The organism is Ruegeria sp. H6 (assembly GCF_056532975.1).
The window spans coordinates 57,288-76,202 of the sequence record NZ_JBQFOA010000002.1 but is presented as its reverse complement, the minus strand read 5'-3'; the positions used below and the strand labels follow the sequence as shown (position 1 = coordinate 76,202).

Genomic DNA, 18,915 nt, shown 5'->3' with positions numbered 1-18,915 from the left:
TCCGACGAAGGGCAGATTGCGACGTTTCCGATGGAAAGCGCGGATTTCAGATGCCACCACAGGCGGTTTTGTATGTGCTTTTGCCCCTCGCAGTTGCACGCACCTTTCCCTATAAAGTCGCCAACTGACTGAGGGGAACTGTCATGACCGGTGAATTGTCACCCATCGAAACTGCGAAATACGCAGCGGCCTGCCGCGCCGCAGATCTGGTTCAGGATGGAATGCGCGTGGGCCTGGGGACGGGGTCAACAGCCGCCTGGTTGGTGCGTCGCCTGGGCGAGCGTGTGGCGCAGGAAGGATTGAAAATCAGGGGCGTTCCGACCTCGACCGCAACAGCGCAACTGGCGCGTGAGGTCGGGATCGAGGTCATCTCGCTGGATCAGGCCGGCTGGCTGGACATGACAATTGACGGCGCAGACGAATTCGACGGCGATTTCAGTCTGATCAAGGGCGGAGGCGCGGCCCTGCTGCAGGAAAAGATCGTAGCAACAGCCAGCGACCAGATGGTTGTCATCGCGGATGCAGGCAAAGAGGTTGAAACGCTGGGCGCCTTTCCTCTGCCGGTCGAGGTGATCCCCTTTGGCTGGCAGACCACCCGCACGCTGATCGAAGAGGCACTGGACACGATGGATGTGTTGGGCACCTCGGTCACCCTGCGCATGGCGGGTGAGGCGCCCAAGATCACGGATGAAGGCAATCACATTCTGGACCTGCACCTCAAACGCATCGGAAACGCACGGCAACTGGCCTTGGTTCTGAACCAAATCCCCGGTGTCGTCGAAAACGGGCTGTTTATCGATATCTGTGACAAGGTCGTCATCGGATTCGGCGATGGCCGTGTCGAGTTTCGGGACATCAACGAGGGCACCGTTGAATTTGCTGACGCGGTGGCGGGCGACAATCTGTTTTCAGGATTGGCGGATTAGCCTTTTTGAGGTGCCACCCAAGCGTTCAGCGATGCCGCACGTCGTAGTGATTTTAGGTGGTATTTGACGAAGAAGAGGACCTTGGTTGAAAGGCTGCGTTGAAAGATGGGGTTCAGCGCATATCTGACCAACTCATCCGAGCAGCGCTGGGGTCTTTGATCAAGGGATCGCACTGGACAGTGGCGCGCAATCGGATACACCCCTCGCAAGGCCGTTGCGGCGCTTGTGGACAATTGAAAGAGGCAAGGTAGATGAGCTTTGATTATGATCTTTTCGTCATCGGTGGCGGCTCGGGCGGGGTTCGTGCGGCGCGGGTGGCGGCAGGTGCAAATGGTGCCAAGGTCGCTTTGGCCGAAGAGGACCGCTACGGCGGCACCTGTGTGATCCGCGGCTGTGTGCCGAAAAAGCTGATGGTCTTTGCCAGCGAGTTTTCCGAAACCGTCGAAGATGCGCAGGCCTATGGCTGGGATATTCAACCCGGCGCGTTTGACTGGAACACGTTCCACGACAAACTGGTGGTCGAGCTTGACCGGCTTGAAGGCATCTACCGCAATATCCTGAAGAACAACGGCGTCGAGAGCTTTGACCAGCGCGCGCATCTGGTTGATGCGCACACGGTTGAACTCGCCGATGGCACCCGCAAGACCGCCAAGCACATTCTGATCGCAACCGGCGGCCGCCCGGTTGTGCCAGAGTTTCCGGGCTCGGACCTGGCGATCACATCGAACGAGATTTTCCATCTGGACGAACTGCCCAAAAGCATCCTGATCGTGGGCGGTGGGTATATTGCCAGTGAATTTGCCGGCATCATGAACGGGTTGGGCGTCAAGACCACGCAGTTCTATCGCGGTGCGCAGATTCTGCGTGGCTTTGACGAAGAAGCACGCGGGCTGATCTGCGAAGAGATGCGCCAGAACGGCATTGACGTCCGTCTGGGCACAAACGTGCTTGAGATGACCAAGGATGGCGACCAGATCCGGGTGAAGGCCACGGACGGTACCGAGGATCGTTTTGACGTCGTTATGTACGCCACAGGTCGCGCACCGAATGCCGACAATCTGGGCCTCGAAGCGATTGGCGTGGAACGCGGTCGCAAGGGTGAGATCATCGTGGACGAATACAGCCAGACCGGCGTGCCATCGATCTACGCCATCGGCGACGTGACGGATCGGGTCAATCTGACGCCCGTGGCCATTCGCGAGGGCATGGCCTTTGTCGAAACCGTCTTCAAAGGCAACCCGACCCCGGTGGATCACGAGTTGATCCCGACGGCGATTTTCACGCAGCCCGAGATGGGAACGGTCGGTCTGAGCGAAGAAGACGCAGCCGCGCAGGAACCGGTTGAGGTTTATGCAACCTCGTTCAAGCCCATGCACAAATCGTTTGCAGGCGGCACGCAACGGGTTCTGATGAAGCTGATCGTCAGTCAAGCAACGCGCAAAGTACTGGGATGTCATATCGTTGCACCCGGCGCGGGCGAGATGATCCAGCTGGCCGGAATTGCCATCAAGATGGGCGCAACCAAGGAAGATTTCGACCGCACCGTTGCGGTGCATCCGGTGATGGCCGAAGAACTGGTGACAATGCGGCAACCTGTACGCACGGCTTGATTTGCAAAGGCGCACACACAAGTTACAAGGGACCCCGTGAACACACGGGCCTAAACGAAGGAATTGATACATATGGCGGGCAACAGCGGCGGCCCCTGGGGGGGCGGAGGCTCCTCTGGTGGTGGAGGAAATCGGGGTAACAACGGGGACGGGCGCAAGCCCCCCGAAGGCGACGGCCCGCAGATCCCCGAGATCGATGAGCTGATGAAAAAAGGTCAGGAGCAGCTGCGCGTCCTTATGGGCGGTCGCGGCGGCGGTGGCCGTGGCACCAACGGCTCGGGCGGAGGTGGTGGTCCGGCGTTTACCAAAGGCACGATTGCGATTGGCCTTGTCGTAGCAGTAGGTCTTTGGGGACTAGCGAGTTTCTACACTGTCAAACCCGAAGAACAGTCCGTTGAACTGTTTCTGGGTGAGTTTTCAGCCGTCGGCAATCCGGGTCTGAACTTTGCGCCTTGGCCTTTTGTCACGGCAGAGGTCATTCCAGTGACGCGCGAACAGACCGAAGATATGGGCGGCGCGCGTGGAAGTGACGATGGCCTAATGCTGACCGGCGACGAGAACGTGGTCGATATCGACTATCAGGTCGTTTGGAACATCAACGATCCGGCCAAGTTCCTGTTCAACCTGCGCGATCCGCGTCAGACGATCCGCGCTGTGTCGGAATCGGCGATGCGTGAGATTATTGCGCAAAGCGAACTCGCACCGATCCTGAACCGGGATCGTGGTGTGATCGCGGAACGTTTGCAAGAACTCATTCAGTCTACGATGGACAGCTATGATTCCGGGATCAACATCATCCGCGTGAACTTTGACAAAGCAGACCCGCCGCAGGACGTGATCGCAGCGTTCCGTGACGTTCAGGCCGCGGCTCAAGAACGTGACCGCCTGCAGAATGTGGCGGATGCCTATGCCAACCGTGTCCTGGCGGAAGCTCGCGGTGAAGCAGCACAGGTCCTGGAAGAGGCCGAAGCCTATCGCGCCCAGCAGATCAACAGCGCCCAGGGTGAGGCCAGCCGTTTCAGCGCAGTTCTTGAAGAATACTCCAAAGCACCGGACGTGACTCGCAAGCGTTTGTATCTGGAGCGGATGGAGCAGGTTCTGGGTGACGTGGACAAGATCATCCTGGACGAAAACTCGACAGGATCAGGGCAGGGCGTCGTGCCGTATCTGCCGCTGAATGAACTGCGCCGTAACAATTCTTCTGGGGAGGGCAACTAATGCGTAAGTCACCCGTTATCCTGATCCTCGTCGTCGTTATCGGCGTTTTGGGCTTGTCTTCGATCTTCATTGTCGATGAACGCGAGCGTGCTCTAGTTCTGCAATTTGGTCGGGTTGTCGATGTCAATGAAGAGCCGGGACTAGCGTTCAAGATTCCATTCATTCAGGAAGTTGTCCGCTATGATGACCGTATCCTGTCCATCGATGTTCAGCCGCTAGAAGTGACGCCTCTGGATGATCGCCGTCTGGTGGTCGACGCCTTTGCACGTTATCGGATTTCTGATCTGGAACAGTTCCGTCAAGCCGTTGGTGTCGGCGGTATCCCTGTGGCCGAGGATCGATTGGACCGTATCCTGCGCGCTGAAACGCGGGAAGTTCTGGGTTCGGTTTCTTCTCGGGATATCCTCAGCTCTGACCGTGCAGCTCTGATGCTGCGTATCCGGAACAGCGCAATCGCCGAGGCCCGCGCGTTGGGCGTGAACGTCATCGACGTGCGTTTGAAAGCGACCGACCTGCCGCAGGCGAACCTTGAAGCAACCTTTGACCGGATGAAGGCAGAGCGTGAACGGGAAGCCACCGATGAACGCGCTCGTGGTAACGAGGCGGCGCAGCGTGTGCGCGCGCAGGCGGATCGTACTGTGGTGGAACTCGTCTCCGATGCCAACCGCGAGGCCGAGATCATTCGCGGTGAAGCTGACGCCGAACGCAACGCGATCTTTGCCGAAGCTTACGGCGCGGACCCGGAGTTCTTTGAATTCTACCGCTCGCTCTCGGCCTACGAGAACGCGTTGCAGGGTGGAAACAGTTCGCTGGTGCTTAGCCCGGATTCCGAGTTCTTCAACTATCTGAAATCCCCAACTGGTCAGAGAAGCCAGTGATGGGCATGATTATGCTGGCCTTCGGGCTGGTGCTGATCGTCGAGGGGCTGGCCTATGCGCTGGCCCCTTCGCTTGTTGAACGCATGCTCGAGGCGCTGCGTGCATTGCCGGATCAGGCCCGTCGGCTGGTCGGTTTGTTATGCGCCGTCAGCGGTCTGGTGCTGCTTTGGGCGGCATATCAGGTGGGTTTCTGAGAAATCCGCCTCAAATACTGGTGACAAACGCGCGATCCTGAGTTGCGGGCTTGTGTAAACCGACTACATTGTTTCCAGATCAAGTCGCCTAGCGGCCACCAGTATTTTAAGGAGATCCCAAGTGCAGGCACAGGCACGCAGTATTTCCGTCCGGCGGGACGAGATGGTAATGAAGATGCGGTTGGTTTGGTTGGGGTTCGCCACAATACTGCTGGTTCTGGCACAAACGATTGCGGCCCAGGCGCGCGGCGAAAGCCTGGCGCCTTTGGCGGACAAGATCAGCCCTGCAGTGGTCAACATCACCACCAGCACGTTGATCGAGGGGCAGACCGGCCCACAAGGGATCGTGCCCGAGGGTTCGCCGTTCGAGGATTTTTTCCGTGAGTTTCAGGATCGCAATGGCGGCGAAGACAATCGTCCGCGCCGCAGCAACGCGCTGGGTTCTGGTTTCGTGATTTCCGAGGATGGCTTTATTGTTACCAACAACCATGTCATCGCCGAAGCTGATGAAATCCTTGTAGAGTTCTTCCCCGGCGACGGGCAGCCGGTCAAGGAACTGCCGGCAAAAGTGATTGGTCGGGACGAAAAGACCGACATCGCTCTGCTCAAGGTCGAAGCATCCGGTCCGCTGAAATATGTGGTGTTCGGCAATAGCGACACAGCCCGTGTGGGCGATTGGGTCATTGCCATGGGCAACCCGCTTGGTCAGGGTTTTTCGGTGTCCGCGGGCATCGTTTCGGCCCGCAACCGAGAGCTCAGCGGTTCCTATGACGACTATATCCAGACAGACGCGGCGATTAACCGGGGCAACTCGGGCGGGCCGCTGTTTAACATGGATGGCGAGGTGATCGGCGTGAACACCGCGATTCTGTCACCCAATGGCGGGTCCATCGGGATCGGGTTTTCGATGGCGTCGAATGTGGTCACCAAGGTGGTCGACCAGCTGCGCGAGTTCGGTGAAACCCGTCGCGGTTGGCTGGGTGTGCGCATTCAGGACGTGACCGAAGACATGGCCGAAGCGATGGGGCTGGACAAACCGGGCGGTGCGCTGATCAGCGATGTCCCGGATGGCCCCGCCAAGGATGCGGGTCTGTTGGCGGGCGACGTGATCATCAGCTTTGATGGTGTCGAGGTCGAAGACACGCGCGGTCTGGTGCGTCAGGTCGGCGAAACCACCGTTGGCAAAGCCGTGCGCGTGGTCGTGCATCGTGACGGTGGCACGCAAACGGTCCTGGTGACTCTGGGCCGCCGTGAGGACGCCGAACGCGAGGAAGAGGGCACACCCGAAGCCAGCGATGATCCCGCCGAAGAGGACAAGGATATCCTGGGGCTTACCATATCGCCCCTCAGCGATACCCTGCGTGAAGAGATGGGCCTTGAAGCGGATGCAGAAGGTCTGGTTGTCACCAATGTCGACGAGGCGTCCGAGGCTTATGCGAAAGGTCTGCGTGCCGGTGACGTGATCACCGAAGCCGGTCAGCAGAAGGTGACATCGATTGACGACCTCGAAGCGCGCATTGACGAGGCGAACGAAGCCGGACGCAAATCGCTGCTGCTGCTTGTCCGCAGGGGCGGTGAGCCGCGCTTTGTCGCGCTGAGCCTGGAACAGTAGTTCTGAAGATACAGAATGCAGAAGGGCCGGTGATTGACCGGCCCTTTTTTTGAGTCCGCTTGTTTCAATTGCAATATGAACAGCAAAGCGCGGCAACGCTTACTGGCGTCGAAAGCGACAAAGCACAGGTATTGTCAGAGTCCAAAAAATGAAGGGTTTATGCATCTGTGCCGTCCGCTGCCTTAACACAGCAACATGGGCGGCTTGAAGAAGACGCAGAAGCAAACGTTAATGCCCGGCTCGGGCCAGAACGCGGCCCTCTTTGTTGGTGAGAGACGGCAATACCTGCGGCCCGATGGCGCCGGATCTTTCGTCCATCAGCTCTGGGAAGATCGAAAACACTTCGTCCAATTGCTCATCGGTCATGAAGTCCCGTGCGCCTTTGCCCAGATAAAGCGTTTCCGCCTCTGCGCTATTGGCGAAGATTACTTCGTGATCGTCCAGCATGATGTGAAAATAGGTAATTCGGGCCATGGGGACCTGTCGGATCGTGCCTCCGTTGACCATGGATTTGGCCTCGACAAAGACTTCGGCTTCACCAAACAAAAGCTCGGCGTCCCAGCCTTCGTGTACAATTTTATGTAACGGGGAAAGCACCAGCCGCTCGGTGTTCTTGATCGAATGGGGCTCAAAAACAACTGGAGCTGCCTTGCCAAGGGCATTTACGGTTCGATTGCCAATCCACTTGACGGGTTTCAGCCCGTTATGTTTTGTCACCAACCGGTCACCCAGTCTCAGGTCCTCAATGGGTTTCTCACCCGTCTCGGTCAGGATTTTGGTGCCCTTCGCAAAGCAAATATAAAGGTCGTCAACATCGACAAAGCCCTCAACATTGTTTGCACCAAACGTATAGGTAACCGAAGGGTCCAGAGGGATTGTGGAGATGATATAGGGGTAAGGCGTCGTCGGACCGCCCCATGCTTCTTCATTTTGGAACAGAACGTAGATTGTTCCGGAACTGCCGTCACTGCCGGTGATCGAAATTGAGTACCGCGCATCAATCGTGTTGCCGACCGGGATACCCGAGACAGATGAGGCAATAACCTCCTGATCATCTGCGTCAAATGAGTTCGGGCCATGGGTAAAATCATTTACGGCGCCGTCGTCAACTCCGTTGAGTTCTTCAATGGTCAACACACCCGCTTCGACGACGGTGAAGTTCCCCGTGTTCTGGAACGTGTCATCGCCGGTGGCAATTTCATAAACAAGCAGATCATAGGTCGCCATGTGAAAACCTTTTAACTGAAACTGGCCTCAAAACATCATCTCACATTGAGATATTGCAGTGTTATCAGAGTTTCGCAGCGGGAAACTCGACTTTTTTATTAAAAATTGGATGTGTGGCGCAGAGCGGCTACTTGACCGCATTGCAGCGTGCAGCAGGTCGTCAGCCAGATAAGCGCTGAAATCTCATCACTTTTTTGGGGCCTCGGATATGTGCCCCAGCCTCTGAACCCTCCGAAGAAACCGAAGAGCCATATGCCGGGGAAGGCATATGGCTCCGGTACAGGGAGAGGCGGGTGGACAGATATCGGGGATGATAAACCCGGCCTCCGACGGTAACAAGAATCACTCTATCCCCGATTCCCCATCGGGTCTGTGAAGCGGGTCACAGCGGGCTGTGCGTCAGATGAGGTCGGATTCTGCCAACTGCCGCAGCGCGTCGAAATCCTGAATAAGCAAGCCGCCACGGGAGGCTTCGACCACGTTGCTGCGCTTCCACGTCGATATGGTTTTCGAGACCGCCTCGCGCGTGGCCCCGACAAATTCGGCCAGTTCGCTTTGCGACAGGGTGATCTGCTGTGTCGGGCCGCCCTGTTGATCCGCAAGATGCAACAGCTTGCGCGCCAATCGCACGGGCATCGGCAAGAACACCTGCTCGTTCAATTGCGCACCCATCCACCGCATTCGCAGCCCAGCCAGATTGATCATGTCAATCGCAAGCTCAGGGTGCTGGCGCACCTGATTCATGACATCCCTTCGGCGCACTTTCAGCACCCGTGAATGTTCCGCGGCGGTGACGGTTCCGGTTCTTGGCCCGTTGTCAAACAGGGCGATCTCGCCAAAGACCTCACCGGGGCGCATCATTCTGAGCGACAGTTTCCGCCCACTTGTGGCCAGGAACGACACTTCGAGCGCACCATCCAATATGGCAAACAAGGCGTCCCCTTCGTCGCCCTGTTCAAACAGTATCTCGCCGCGTTCAAGGACAACCTCGGATGCTTGCGCGGCGAGCATTGTGCGAAGTTCTTCGGAGGCTTCTGACAGAAAGCCGCTGTTCGGAAAGGCCATCATACGACGCGCGATTCTCCGGTTGAGTGCTGTGAGTGGTGGTTAAACCTTTCACAGGTTAACCCTTAAGCCAAGGCGTTAATCGGATTTTCTACCAGCGCGTTCACGATTTTGGGCAGGGGTTATTGCTGATCCGGTTCATCCATGTAGACCTGCAGCTTGTTGAATTGCCACATCAGGAACGCCATCAGAGCGATCGGAAAGCCGAAGGTTTCGATCTTGACCCAAAGATCGGTGGACATCGTGCGCCAGACAATTTCGTTGGCGATAGCAAGAACCGCAAAGCATGCGCAAAGCCGCCGCGTCAGGATCATCCAGCCTTCGTCGCGCATGGGCAGCATCTCGTCCAGCACATAGGCGAGGTAGGATTTGCCCTGCAGCAGGCCGATGCCCAGTGTGACGGTAAAGAACCCATAGACTAGTGTGGTTTTCATTTTGAAAAACCGTTCGTCATTGAACCAGGCAGTCAGCCCGCCAAAGACGATCACCATGAAGGCCGTAAAGATCTGGATGCGGCTCAGTTTCCCGGTCAGGTACCAAAGGATGCCCATTGCGGCCAGCATCATCGGCACGAAGATGATCGTGGCGACGATAAAGCCCGAATACTCGGTGCCACCAATCAGAAAACTGTCGTCGCGCAGGCGCAGGTAGATGAAGAAGAACGCCAGCGGCGGCCCAAGCTCCAGCGCTTGTTTCAGGAAGGGGTTGATCGGTTTCTGACCTGTCATATGTCGCGTCCTACTGCTTACCCGCCCATTTCAACTATTACGGCGCCAAGTGCAATCAATGCCATCAGCGCAATGCGGCGCGGGCCAACGGTTTCCTTTAGCACAAGCCAACCGATCAGCGCGGCGAAGACGGTCGATGTTTCGCGAAGGACGGCGGCTTCCCCCACCTTGTCGAGGCGGGTGGCGAGCATGATGGCACCGAATGAAAGCGGGGCAATGATACCGCCCGCAATCCCCCGCAGCATCAATGGCCCAAGCGCCGGGCGGTGGATCATGGCGCGGTATCTGAGGACGGCATAGATGGGCATCGCGGCCCCGTCGATCATGAAAAACCACGCCAGAAAGGTGAACGGGTCGGCAGTGGCGCGAATGCCATAGGCGTCATAGGTGGTGTAGAGCGCGACAAAAAGCCCAGTCGCCAGCGCGAGCGCAAGGGCGACGCCCAGCGTTTCCCTGTTTGTTTCTAGATAGCGCAGATTATAGGCGGCGAGGCCGAAAATCCCCGCCATCAGCGTCGCGACACCAAGCCATTGTATGGTCGAGAAGGTCTCGCCGAACAGCAGGTAGGCCCCGATCACTGTAAAGAGCGGACCGGTGCCGCGCACGACCGGGTAGACGACGGTGTAGGACCCCTTGGTGTAGGCAGCGGCCTGCAGGACCTTGTAGCCGATATGGATTAGCCAGACGACGGCGAAGATGGGCCACATATAGGGTTCTGGCCATGGGACCACAAAAAAGGCAAAGGGGGCTGCCATCAGGCAATAGCAGGCATCAATCGCGCCGCGCGACATCCAGGGGTCATGGCGGCCCTTTTGCAGTGCGCCAAAAACAGCGTGCAGGAAGGCCGCCATCAGCGCCAGACCAAGGGCGAGATGATGGCCAGCTTCGGTGCCTTCGAGGGAGATCAGCCAGTCGCTCAATTATCGGCCTTTTTACTGGGGTGAGAGGGTGGGGGCTGCCTGCCATCCACACCCCCCGAAGGTATTTTTGAACAAAAGAAGAGTTGGGTCAGGTTTGCAGGCCGGTCAGGGCGGCGGCGAATTCTTCGGGGTCGAACGGGGCGAGGTCGTCGATTTGTTCCCCGACGCCGATGGCGTGGATGGGCAGGCCGAACTTATCGGCCAGTGCCACCAGCACGCCGCCTTTGGCGGTGCCGTCGAGCTTGGTCATCACCAGGCCAGAAACATCTGCCAGTTTGCGGAAGGTTTCAACCTGGCTGAGGGCGTTCTGGCCGGTCGTGGCGTCCAACACCAGCAGGGTGTTGTGCGGCGCGGTGTCGTCGACCTTGCGAATAACGCGGACGATCTTGGCCAGTTCCTCCATCAGGTCGGCGCGGTTTTGCAGGCGGCCTGCGGTGTCGATCATAAGCAGGTCCGCCCCGTCCTCTTGCGCTTTGGTGAGCGCGTCGAAGGCCAGTGATGCAGGATCTGAGCCTTCGGGGGCGGTCAGGACCGGGACACCGGCACGGTCGCCCCAAACCTGCAATTGTTCCACAGCCGCGGCGCGGAACGTGTCACCTGCGGCGATGACCACTTTTTTGCCTGCAGATTTGAACTGGCTGGCCAGTTTACCAATGGTGGTCGTCTTGCCCGAGCCGTTGACGCCGACAACCAGCACCACTTGCGGGCGCTTGGGGTAAATCGGCAGCGGTCTGGCCACGGGTTCCATCACGCGGGCGACCTCTTGTGCCAGTAGCTGCTTGATCTCAAGGGTTGAAAGCTTACGGCCAAAGCGCCCCTCGGCCATGTTCGAGGTGACGCGCAAGGCGGTGTCGACGCCCATATCTGAGGCGATCAGCAGCTCTTCGAGCTGTTCCAGCATGTCGTCGTCCAGCGCGCGGCGCACAACGGTACGGTCGTCGCCGCGATTGAACAGGCGCCCGATCAGACCTTTGGGTTCCGCGCTGGGTTCCGGTTCCGCGATGGCTGCCGCCGGTTCTTCAATCGGTAGGGGCGTAGGTTCAGCCTGGACAGGTTCCGGTTGAGGCTCCGGCGTCGGTTCGGGGGCGGCTTTCTCTCCACCGTCTTCCACGATGGCATCCAACCCTTCTTCGAGGCGAGAAGAGGATTTGAACAACTTGTCCTTAAGCTTGGAAAAAAACGCCATCTTGGGCCTCCGCAGGTGTTACCTTCACCTAATGCGGATTTGCGCCAGTTGCAAAGGGTCAGCGCAGCATGGCGCAGTTCGCGATATCGGGCACTGCGCGACAAAGCGTGAATGGTGTCTGGTGATGCCATCTGCCAAGATGAGGCTATGAAAAAGTGCCTTATGATTCTTGCGGTGATGTTTGCGCAGGCCGCGTCAGCTCAGTCGCCCCTGTCGGCGGATGAATTTGACGCCTATACGCGTGGAAAAACGTTGTTTTACGGGTTTGGCGGTCAGGTCTACGGGGTCGAGCGCTATCTGCCCAACCGCCGGGTGATCTGGTCCTTTCTGGACGGCGATTGCAAGAAAGGGATCTGGTATGAACAAGACAGTCAGATCTGCTTTCTCTACGAAGACCGCAGCGACCCGCAATGCTGGGTGTTCAGCCGATCCGGTGGCGGGCTGATTGCACAGTTCGAGGGCGACCCGCAATCAACCGAGCTGTATGAGGCGGAAGATATCGGCGAAGAGATGCTGTGCCTCGGGCCCGAGGTTGGCGTTTAGTCAACGCACACGCAGGTCATCATAGCTGATCATCACATGCTCTTGGAAAGCGGGGCGTTGGGTCAGGTCAGGGTAGTACCGCTGCAGGTTTGGCAACAGGGGCCGCGGGATATCGATGTCGAAATATCGGTAGAGAACGTGGCCCAATTGAATGTCTGCGAGAGTAAAATCAGTGCCTGCCAGAAAGGGCGCATTTGCAAGCTGCGCGTCTGCGATGGACAGTTTTGCGTTCAAATTGGCCAGCGCTAAGTCCAGCGCTCGCGCGTCCTGGTCTCGTGAGGCGGTGCGGACCACTTGCCAAAACACCGGCACTGTAAAGCCCATGGCGACGTTCAGCTTGGCCCAGTCCGCCCATTTGTCGATTTCAGCGCGCCGCGCACGGTCCTGTGGCCAAAAGTGATCATCGCCATATGCGTCGGCCAGATACCGCAGAATTGCGCCGGTTTCCCACAGTATTGGGCCTTTGCCATCCTGAAGAACCGGAATGGTTCTGTTGGGATTGAGGGCAAGAAACTCGGGCGTATCCAGTCCGCCGAAACGATGCCCAAGATCGTGCCGCTCATAGGGCAGTGACAACTCACCGACGCACCACATCAGGGCCTGTACGTTTGATGACGTTTTGCGGCCCCAGATGGACAGCATTTAGAACAATGATCCCTGATCGGGCGCGTCGGGCTGTTTCTTTGCGGATGGTTTTGCGGGTTGTCCGGACCCGACATTCAGTTTGCCATCTGCAAATTCGATCTCCAGGGACTTGTGGCCTTGCGCCTCGGATTTGCGGGTCAGGATGGCTTTGCCGGATCGCACGACCGCATATCCCCGTTCAAGCGTCGCTTTGTAGCTGAGCGTTTCGCGCAACCGGTCGGTGGCCTCCAACTGTTGGCGCAGGCGATCCAGCCGTGTGGATTGGGCTGCATCCAGTCGTTCGGCCAGGCGGGTGAGCATGTCGCGGCGTGTCGTCAATTCGCGTTGGATCGGCCGTAGCGACAGGCGCGAAGCCAAATTGTGACACCGGTCCTTTCGCGCGTCCACCAAGTTACGCAAGGTAGACGGGCGCAGATGGGCTGACATGTCGAGCAGTTTGACCCGCCTGTTCTGTACGCCACGGATCAGCGCATTCGGCAACCGGTCTGCCGTTTGGTCCAACCTTTGACGCGGCGTGTCCAGCAGGGAGTCGGCACGGGGAAGGGCCCGTGATACATCGCGCAGACGTTGCGCCCGCCGTTGCACCGCGTCGGTTGCCGCACGAGACAGACGCGCGCCTTGCTCTCCAGTCCAGGCCAGCAGCTCCATCCGGACCGGCACGGCCAGCTCCGCAGCAGCGGTCGGCGTGGGCGCGCGGCGGTCCGAGACATAGTCGATAAGTGTGGTGTCCGTTTCGTGCCCCACGGCCGAGATCAGCGGTATCTCCGAAGCGGCGGTGGCGCGGGCTACGTTTTCTTCGTTGAACCCCCACAGGTCCTCTATCGAACCGCCCCCGCGCGCGACGATGATCAGGTCAGGGCGGGGCAGCGCGCCGCCCGGGGTCAGGCGATTGAACCCTTCAATGGCGCGAGTGACCTCTGGCGCGCAGTTTGCACCCTGAACGGCAACTGGCCAGATCAGCACCTTACGCGGAAACCGGTCACGCAGCCGGTGCAGGATATCGCGAATCACGGCCCCCGAAGGCGACGTGACAACGCCAATGATTTCGGGCAGGTAAGGTAGGGGTCGCTTGCGCTCGGGTGCGAACAAACCTTCGGCTTCAAGCTGTTTCTTGCGCTTTTCCAGCAATGCCATCAAGGCGCCTTGCCCGGCAACGGCGACCTCATCGACATTGAGGTTGTATTTCGACTGTGCGCCAAAGGCGGTCAGACGACCGGTGACAACAACCTCAAGCCCTTCTTCGGGCACCACGGACAGGCCGGAAATCTGACCTTTCCACGTGGTGCAGGCCAGCACATTCCGGTCGTCCTTGACGTCATAATACAAATGCCCGGATCGCGCCTTGAACACACGCCCGACCTCACCGCGCACTCGGATTCGCCCAAATGTGCCCTCAAGCGTGCGCTTCACCTCGCCCGAGACCTCGGACACCGTGTATTCGGGGGTATTCTGGCCCGGGATCGGGTCATCAAGCAGGTCGGACATTTCAGCGCCTTGTGTCAAATGCCTGCCCAGCTTAGAACGCCGCGCAGGCAAGGCCAAGCAGATCGGAGCGCATTCATGAACATCCTCATCCTCGGCAGCGGCGGGCGCGAACACAGCCTGGCATGGGCGGTGATGCAAAACCCCAAATGCGACCGGCTGATTGTGGCTCCGGGCAATGCAGGGATTTCGCAGATCGCAGAATGCGCGGCTTTGGACATCGAAAATGGTGGCGCTGTCGCAGGATTTGCCGAAGAAAACGCGATTGATTTCGTGATCGTCGGCCCGGAGGCACCCCTGGCTGCAGGTGTGGCGGATCGGCTGCGCGAGGCCGGGGTTCTGGTCTTTGGACCTTCGGCTGACGCGGCGCAGCTTGAGGCTTCGAAAAGCTTCACCAAAGAGGTTTGTGACGCCGCGAACGCGCCTACGGCAGCTTATTCGCGCTTTACCGAGGCTGCGCCTGCCAAGGATTACATCCGACAGCAAGGTGCACCGATCGTGGTCAAGGCAGATGGTCTGGCCGCGGGCAAAGGCGTGATCGTTGCGATGGACGAAGACACTGCGCTGGAGGCCATCGACGACATGTTCGGCGGTGCTTTTGGGGGCGCTGGGGCCGAGGTGGTGATCGAAGAGTTCATGGAGGGGGAAGAAGCCTCTCTTTTCGTGCTGTGTGACGGCGAAGAGGTTCTGTCCATCGGAACCGCGCAGGACCACAAGCGCGTGGGCGAGGGCGATACCGGCCTGAACACCGGCGGCATGGGAGCCTATTCTCCGGCCCCGGTGCTAAGCGCCGAGGTTGAGGCGCGCGCGATGGATCAGATCATTCGTCCAACCATGGCCGAGATGAAGCGGCGCGGGATGCCATTTCAGGGCGTGCTTTACGCCGGGCTTATGATCAAGGACGGTCAGCCGCGCCTGGTCGAATACAATGTGCGCTTTGGCGATCCGGAATGTCAGGTTCTGATGATGCGTCTGGGTGCTCAGGTTCTGGACCTGCTGCATGCCGCTGCCGAGTCACGCTTGGGCGAAACCCGCGTGAATTGGGCTGACGATCACGCGATAACGGTTGTGATGGCCGCCACTGGCTATCCGGTCTCGTATGAAAAAGGAACCGTGATCAAAGGGTTGGACGCGTTGACCGAAGACAGCCGAAACATGGTTTTCCATGCGGGAACCAAAGCCGCTGACGGTCAGGTTGTGGCCGCAGGTGGGCGTGTACTGAATGTCACGGCGCGGGGAGAGACCCTGCAGGAGGCGCGGGACCAGGCCTATGCGATGGTTGGCAAAGTCGATTGGCCGGAGGGCTTCTATCGCCGCGACATCGGTTGGCGCGCGCTCTGAGCGGTTAACAGGGCAGGCGCAGTGGCTTCGGCCCAGTGAAATACTAAGTCAGAAAAAGGGGCGGATCAGCAGTTGAGGGCTGCGGTCAGGTCTTTGCGGCTTTTGAGAGGGCCAAGGTCAGCGGTTTGCCAGCCGTTTTCATAAAACACGCCAACAACACGAGACCAGTCTGCGCTTGCCACGACAAGTGCCGAGCGGCTTCCGCAGGTGCGTATCCCACCAGAGATGAAATCTTCACCGATCTTGTGGTTCGTGAGGCCGCGAAGGGCGACAATTTCGGTCAGGTCACCATTTTCGAAGCGCCAGATGCGCAGGGTTTTAGCCAGATGCGGGCGGTCGATATAGGCGATTTCGATATTGCCGTCGCCATCCAGATCAGCGGCTCCGATGGGGGCGAGCCAGCGGTTGCGGGTGCCAATATGAGGCGTGGCAGCGATCTTAGTTCCGCTTGCGTCATAGATGGCAAGCTGCGCGCCGGTATCAGTCTGACTTTCAACAACGATGACCTCTGGTGAGCCGTTCTTGGTGATATCCACCAGTCGCGGCGCGAGGTCTTCGAAAACGCGATCTTGCGGCAATTGCACTGTCAATACGGACGTGGCCGAGGTGGTTCCTGTGGTTTGGACAGTAAGCTCCAGCCCACCATATTCGATATCATCGCCCAATACACCATGGGCGTAGCGGGTTGTCGGGTCGATGAATTTGGCGGATGTAATGGTTTCGCCCGCAACGGCTTGGTCCATCCCCGCCAACCACAAGCTCAACATCAGCAGCGCGCCGCGCGCCCAAGATCGCCACGGGCGGGCGGGCAGGCGCGGCGCTTTCTTTAGCATCAGATCTGTTTTTCCGGCATCTGGACGACCAGACCGTCCAGCGCGTCGGTGACCTTAATCTGGCAGGTCAGGCGCGAGCGAGCCGGGTCGGGCTCGTAGGCGAAATCCAGCATGTCCTCTTCCATGTCGTCCTTGGCGGGGATTTTCTCGACCCAGTCGGGGTGGATGTAGACATGGCAGGTCGAGCACGCACAGGCGCCGCCGCAATCGGCCTCGATGCCGGGGATGTTGTTGTCACGGGCTCCTTCCATGACGGTCAGTCCGTTGGCGACCTCGACAGTATGTTCGGTACCGCCATGCTCGACATAGGTGATCTTTGCCATTGCGTGCGTCTTCCTTTTGCGATGTTCGAATTCTTCCTTAGTCAAGGCATTTAGGTCTTTCCAGTCTCATTTGCGATTCAGAACGCTATGTCTGGACATTCCTAACAATTGTTCATTCTTTGTTCTCAAGGTTACTGCGCTTGTTCGACCCGCAACCTGGACTTGGGCTTGGCCGAGCCCGCTGGTCTGTCTTTCGGCTAGCCGCCCAGATGTGCTGACGTGGGGTGAGTGGTCACAAGACGTAAAGTCATCCCCTCAAATGAAATTCACAAAGGCGAATGAGATTGTGCTACTTTGTTCATAGATCTCCAAAATCCTGAGCGAGGTAATGTCATGCGCATTTTCCCGGTTTTCCTGCTTGGCCTGACCAGCGCAGCCTTCTGGGCGCACTCCGTTTCCGCGCAGGAGGTGGCTGACACGATTTATTCCGGCGGGCCGATCCTGACAATCACCGATGAAATGCCGACGATTGAGGCGGTCGCCGTCAAAGACGGGCGCATCCTGGCCACTGGCTCGCTGGCCGAAATCCGGGCGCATCAGGGCGAAGGAACCCAGCAATTCGATCTGGACGGGCGCACGATGCTGCCCGGCTTCGTTGACAGCCACGGTCATGTGGTGATGGGCGGGTTGCAGGCCTTGTCGGCCAATCTGCTATCCCCGCCCGACGGCGCGGTAACCGATATCGCAAGCCTGCAGGCCACGCTGACCCAATGGGCCGAAGACAATGCCGAAGCCGTGGGCCAGGTGCAGATGATCGTCGGCTTTGGCTATGACAACGCACAGCTTGCGGAACTGCGCCACCCCACGCGGGAAGAGCTTGACGCGGTCTCCACAAACCTGCCGGTGGTGATTATTCACCAGTCCGGCCATCTTGGCGTGGCGAACTCCAAAGCGCTGGAGATCGCGGGTATCACTGCCGAAACCGAAGCGCCCGCAGGCGGCGTGATCCAGCGTGACGACACGGGCGAACCCAACGGAGTGTTGGAGGAGTACGCCTTTTTTGCCGTTCTGGTTCCCTTGCTCGGTGGCTTGGGCGAAGAAGGGCTTGAAGAATTTGCCAAAGCGGGCAGCGCGCTTTGGGCAAGCTATGGCTATACCACCGGTCAAGAGGGGCGCTCTTCGGGTGAAATCGTTGAGGCGCTCAAGAAAGTGGCAGCCAGTGGAGATCTGCCCATCGATGTGGTCGCATTCCCGGATGTGTTGGAATCGCAGGACTATATCGCGGAAAACATGTCGCTGGATTACACCGATGGTGTGCGCGTTGGCGGCTGTAAGCTGACCATTGACGGCTCACCCCAGGGGTTCACCGCGCTCAGGGACCGGCCATATTACGACCCTGTCGGCGTGTACCCGGCAGGATATGCCGGGTACGCCGCGATCTCGATGGAACAACTGCAGGATGCGGTGAACTGGTGCTATGAGAACGGGTTCCAGATTCTGGTTCATTCGAACGGCGAAGGCGCATCCGATATGCTGATCGCCGCACTGGAAGTGGCGCAGATGAAATACGGCGATCCCGGCAACCGGCCCGTGCTGATCCATGGCCAGTTCCTGCGCGAGGATCAGGTAGCAGCCTATAAGCGTCTGGGTGTGTTTCCCTCGGTCTTTCCGATGCACACATTTTACTGGGGTGACTGGCACCGCGATCACACGGTTGGTCCAGTCAACGCCGAAAACATCTCACCCACCGGCTGGATACGGGAACGGGGCATGATGTTTGGCACCCATCACGACGCGCCCGTCGCATTTCCCAACAGCATGCGCGTGCTGGCCGCCACGGTGACGCGTCGCACGCGGTCGGGCGACATTCTGGGCCCGCACCAAAGGGTGGATGTGATGACGGCCTTGAAAGCGATGACAATTTGGCCGGCATGGCAGCATTTTGAAGAGGACAGCAAAGGGACGATCGAGCCCGGAAAGCAGGCTGATTTCGTGATCCTGTCGCAGGATCCGACAGCGATCGACCCCGAAACGCTTGAGGATGTGCAGGTGCTGGTCACTGTCAAAGGGGATCGCGTGGTTTACGAGGCCGACACAGGTGTCCAAAAAGGCAGCCTTGGATTTTCGCCTTTCTCGACGGACCCGGTGGTCGCCCACAGGTTTCTGCATGCGGTGTATCAGGGAATGGGGGTCGAGCGTCCTTGGTTGACAAATGCCCTTGTTCGAAAGGACTGAAGGCAAAAC

Annotated in this window: 18 protein-coding genes; 9 read left to right on the top strand and 9 right to left on the bottom strand. The window is 58.6% G+C overall.

Annotated features, from left to right (window positions below; genetic code table 11):
* Nucleotides 1–143: 143 nt before the first annotated feature.
* From rpiA to ACR0AG_RS04985, 6 genes are all read left to right on the top strand, one after another.
* Nucleotides 144–926, top strand: a complete 783-nt coding sequence (rpiA, locus tag ACR0AG_RS05010) for a ribose-5-phosphate isomerase RpiA (RefSeq protein WP_480837022.1) — start codon at nt 144–146, stop codon at nt 924–926.
* 251 nt (nt 927–1,177) lie between these two features.
* A complete protein-coding gene (gene gor / locus ACR0AG_RS05005) occupies nt 1,178–2,536 on the top strand; it encodes a glutathione-disulfide reductase (RefSeq protein ID WP_480837020.1) in 1,359 nt (452 codons plus the stop codon).
* Nucleotides 2,537–2,608: 72 nt separating this feature from the next.
* On the top strand, nt 2,609–3,754 hold the full coding sequence (hflK, locus tag ACR0AG_RS05000; protein WP_480837018.1) for an FtsH protease activity modulator HflK: 1,146 nt from the start codon (nt 2,609–2,611) through the stop codon (nt 3,752–3,754).
* Nucleotides 3,754–4,632 carry a protease modulator HflC gene (gene hflC / locus ACR0AG_RS04995; protein WP_480837016.1) on the top strand — a complete coding sequence of 293 codons (879 nt, stop codon included), beginning with the start codon at nt 3,754–3,756 and terminating at the stop codon, nt 4,630–4,632. The genes hflK and hflC overlap by 1 nt, the downstream gene beginning before the upstream one ends.
* Nucleotides 4,632–4,826 (top strand): DUF2065 domain-containing protein, encoded by a 195-nt coding sequence (locus ACR0AG_RS04990; protein ID WP_480837015.1) that lies wholly within the window; start codon nt 4,632–4,634, stop codon nt 4,824–4,826. The genes hflC and ACR0AG_RS04990 overlap by 1 nt, the downstream gene beginning before the upstream one ends.
* Before the next feature lie 163 nt (nt 4,827–4,989).
* Entirely contained in the window at nt 4,990–6,438 is a 1,449-nt protein-coding gene (locus ACR0AG_RS04985) for a Do family serine endopeptidase (protein ID WP_480837738.1), read from the top strand.
* Between the two features lie 228 nt (nt 6,439–6,666).
* Here ACR0AG_RS04985 and ACR0AG_RS04980 read toward each other — a convergent pair whose 3' ends face one another.
* From ACR0AG_RS04980 to ftsY, 5 genes are all read right to left on the bottom strand, one after another.
* Nucleotides 6,667–7,665 carry a Hint domain-containing protein gene (locus tag ACR0AG_RS04980; protein ID WP_480837014.1) on the bottom strand — a complete coding sequence of 333 codons (999 nt, stop codon included), beginning with the start codon at nt 7,663–7,665 and terminating at the stop codon, nt 6,667–6,669.
* A 399-nt stretch (nt 7,666–8,064) separates the two neighbouring features.
* Entirely contained in the window at nt 8,065–8,733 is a 669-nt protein-coding gene (locus ACR0AG_RS04975; RefSeq protein WP_480837012.1) for a Crp/Fnr family transcriptional regulator, read from the bottom strand.
* 119 nt (nt 8,734–8,852) lie between these two features.
* Nucleotides 8,853–9,458: an inner membrane-spanning protein YciB gene (locus tag ACR0AG_RS04970; RefSeq protein ID WP_480837011.1), complete on the bottom strand. Its 606-nt coding sequence runs from the start codon at nt 9,456–9,458 to the stop codon at nt 8,853–8,855.
* Nucleotides 9,459–9,475: 17 nt separating this feature from the next.
* On the bottom strand, nt 9,476–10,378 hold the full coding sequence (locus ACR0AG_RS04965; RefSeq protein ID WP_480837009.1) for an EamA family transporter: 903 nt from the start codon (nt 10,376–10,378) through the stop codon (nt 9,476–9,478).
* Between the two features lie 88 nt (nt 10,379–10,466).
* Nucleotides 10,467–11,564 carry a signal recognition particle-docking protein FtsY gene (gene ftsY, locus ACR0AG_RS04960; RefSeq protein WP_480837007.1) on the bottom strand — a complete coding sequence of 366 codons (1,098 nt, stop codon included), beginning with the start codon at nt 11,562–11,564 and terminating at the stop codon, nt 10,467–10,469.
* Nucleotides 11,565–11,711: 147 nt separating this feature from the next.
* On the opposite strand from ftsY, the gene ACR0AG_RS04955 reads away from it, so the two are divergent.
* Nucleotides 11,712–12,107, top strand: coding sequence for a hypothetical protein (locus ACR0AG_RS04955; protein WP_480837005.1), 396 nt, complete (start codon nt 11,712–11,714; stop codon nt 12,105–12,107).
* Here ACR0AG_RS04955 and ACR0AG_RS04950 read toward each other — a convergent pair whose 3' ends face one another.
* Entirely contained in the window at nt 12,108–12,749 is a 642-nt protein-coding gene (locus ACR0AG_RS04950) for a glutathione S-transferase family protein (protein ID WP_480837003.1), read from the bottom strand.
* Nucleotides 12,750–14,237 (bottom strand): exodeoxyribonuclease VII large subunit, encoded by a 1,488-nt coding sequence (gene xseA / locus ACR0AG_RS04945; protein ID WP_480837002.1) that lies wholly within the window; start codon nt 14,235–14,237, stop codon nt 12,750–12,752.
* Nucleotides 14,238–14,312: 75 nt separating this feature from the next.
* Between xseA and purD the strand changes: the two genes are divergently transcribed.
* Entirely contained in the window at nt 14,313–15,575 is a 1,263-nt protein-coding gene (gene purD / locus ACR0AG_RS04940; protein ID WP_480837000.1) for a phosphoribosylamine--glycine ligase, read from the top strand.
* 65 nt (nt 15,576–15,640) lie between these two features.
* On the opposite strand, the gene ACR0AG_RS04935 is transcribed toward purD, so the two are convergent.
* Together ACR0AG_RS04935 and ACR0AG_RS04930 are read right to left on the bottom strand one after the other, a co-directional pair.
* Complete coding sequence (locus ACR0AG_RS04935; RefSeq protein WP_480836998.1) at nt 15,641–16,408, bottom strand: FG-GAP repeat domain-containing protein; 768 nt, start codon at nt 16,406–16,408, stop codon at nt 15,641–15,643.
* Nucleotides 16,408–16,731 carry a 2Fe-2S iron-sulfur cluster-binding protein gene (locus ACR0AG_RS04930; protein ID WP_039534845.1) on the bottom strand — a complete coding sequence of 108 codons (324 nt, stop codon included), beginning with the start codon at nt 16,729–16,731 and terminating at the stop codon, nt 16,408–16,410. Before ACR0AG_RS04930 ends, ACR0AG_RS04935 begins: the two co-directional genes overlap by 1 nt.
* A 333-nt stretch (nt 16,732–17,064) precedes the next feature.
* Between ACR0AG_RS04930 and ACR0AG_RS04925 the strand changes: the two genes are divergently transcribed.
* Nucleotides 17,065–18,906: an amidohydrolase gene (locus ACR0AG_RS04925; protein WP_480836996.1), complete on the top strand. Its 1,842-nt coding sequence runs from the start codon at nt 17,065–17,067 to the stop codon at nt 18,904–18,906.
* Nucleotides 18,907–18,915 lie beyond the last annotated feature (9 nt).

What these genes read in the sequence shown, in the direction of transcription:
- rpiA (WP_480837022.1), top strand. Translation starts at nt 144, where the DNA reads ATGACCGGTGAATTGTCACCCATCGAAACTGCGAAATACGCAGCGGCC.
- gor (WP_480837020.1), top strand. Translation starts at nt 1,178, where the DNA reads ATGAGCTTTGATTATGATCTTTTCGTCATCGGTGGCGGCTCGGGCGGG.
- ACR0AG_RS04950 (WP_480837003.1), bottom strand. Translation starts at nt 12,749, where the DNA reads ATGCTGTCCATCTGGGGCCGCAAAACGTCATCAAACGTACAGGCCCTG.
- ACR0AG_RS04955 (WP_480837005.1), top strand. Translation starts at nt 11,712, where the DNA reads ATGAAAAAGTGCCTTATGATTCTTGCGGTGATGTTTGCGCAGGCCGCG.
- ACR0AG_RS04930 (WP_039534845.1), bottom strand. Translation starts at nt 16,731, where the DNA reads ATGGCAAAGATCACCTATGTCGAGCATGGCGGTACCGAACATACTGTC.
- ACR0AG_RS04980 (WP_480837014.1), bottom strand. Translation starts at nt 7,665, where the DNA reads ATGGCGACCTATGATCTGCTTGTTTATGAAATTGCCACCGGCGATGAC.
- ACR0AG_RS04990 (WP_480837015.1), top strand. Translation starts at nt 4,632, where the DNA reads ATGGGCATGATTATGCTGGCCTTCGGGCTGGTGCTGATCGTCGAGGGG.
- hflK (WP_480837018.1), top strand. Translation starts at nt 2,609, where the DNA reads ATGGCGGGCAACAGCGGCGGCCCCTGGGGGGGCGGAGGCTCCTCTGGT.
- ACR0AG_RS04925 (WP_480836996.1), top strand. Translation starts at nt 17,065, where the DNA reads ATGCGCATTTTCCCGGTTTTCCTGCTTGGCCTGACCAGCGCAGCCTTC.
- xseA (WP_480837002.1), bottom strand. Translation starts at nt 14,237, where the DNA reads ATGTCCGACCTGCTTGATGACCCGATCCCGGGCCAGAATACCCCCGAA.
- ftsY (WP_480837007.1), bottom strand. Translation starts at nt 11,564, where the DNA reads ATGGCGTTTTTTTCCAAGCTTAAGGACAAGTTGTTCAAATCCTCTTCT.
- ACR0AG_RS04985 (WP_480837738.1), top strand. Translation starts at nt 4,990, where the DNA reads ATGGTAATGAAGATGCGGTTGGTTTGGTTGGGGTTCGCCACAATACTG.
- hflC (WP_480837016.1), top strand. Translation starts at nt 3,754, where the DNA reads ATGCGTAAGTCACCCGTTATCCTGATCCTCGTCGTCGTTATCGGCGTT.
- ACR0AG_RS04970 (WP_480837011.1), bottom strand. Translation starts at nt 9,458, where the DNA reads ATGACAGGTCAGAAACCGATCAACCCCTTCCTGAAACAAGCGCTGGAG.
- ACR0AG_RS04935 (WP_480836998.1), bottom strand. Translation starts at nt 16,408, where the DNA reads ATGCTAAAGAAAGCGCCGCGCCTGCCCGCCCGCCCGTGGCGATCTTGG.
- purD (WP_480837000.1), top strand. Translation starts at nt 14,313, where the DNA reads ATGAACATCCTCATCCTCGGCAGCGGCGGGCGCGAACACAGCCTGGCA.
- ACR0AG_RS04975 (WP_480837012.1), bottom strand. Translation starts at nt 8,733, where the DNA reads ATGATGGCCTTTCCGAACAGCGGCTTTCTGTCAGAAGCCTCCGAAGAA.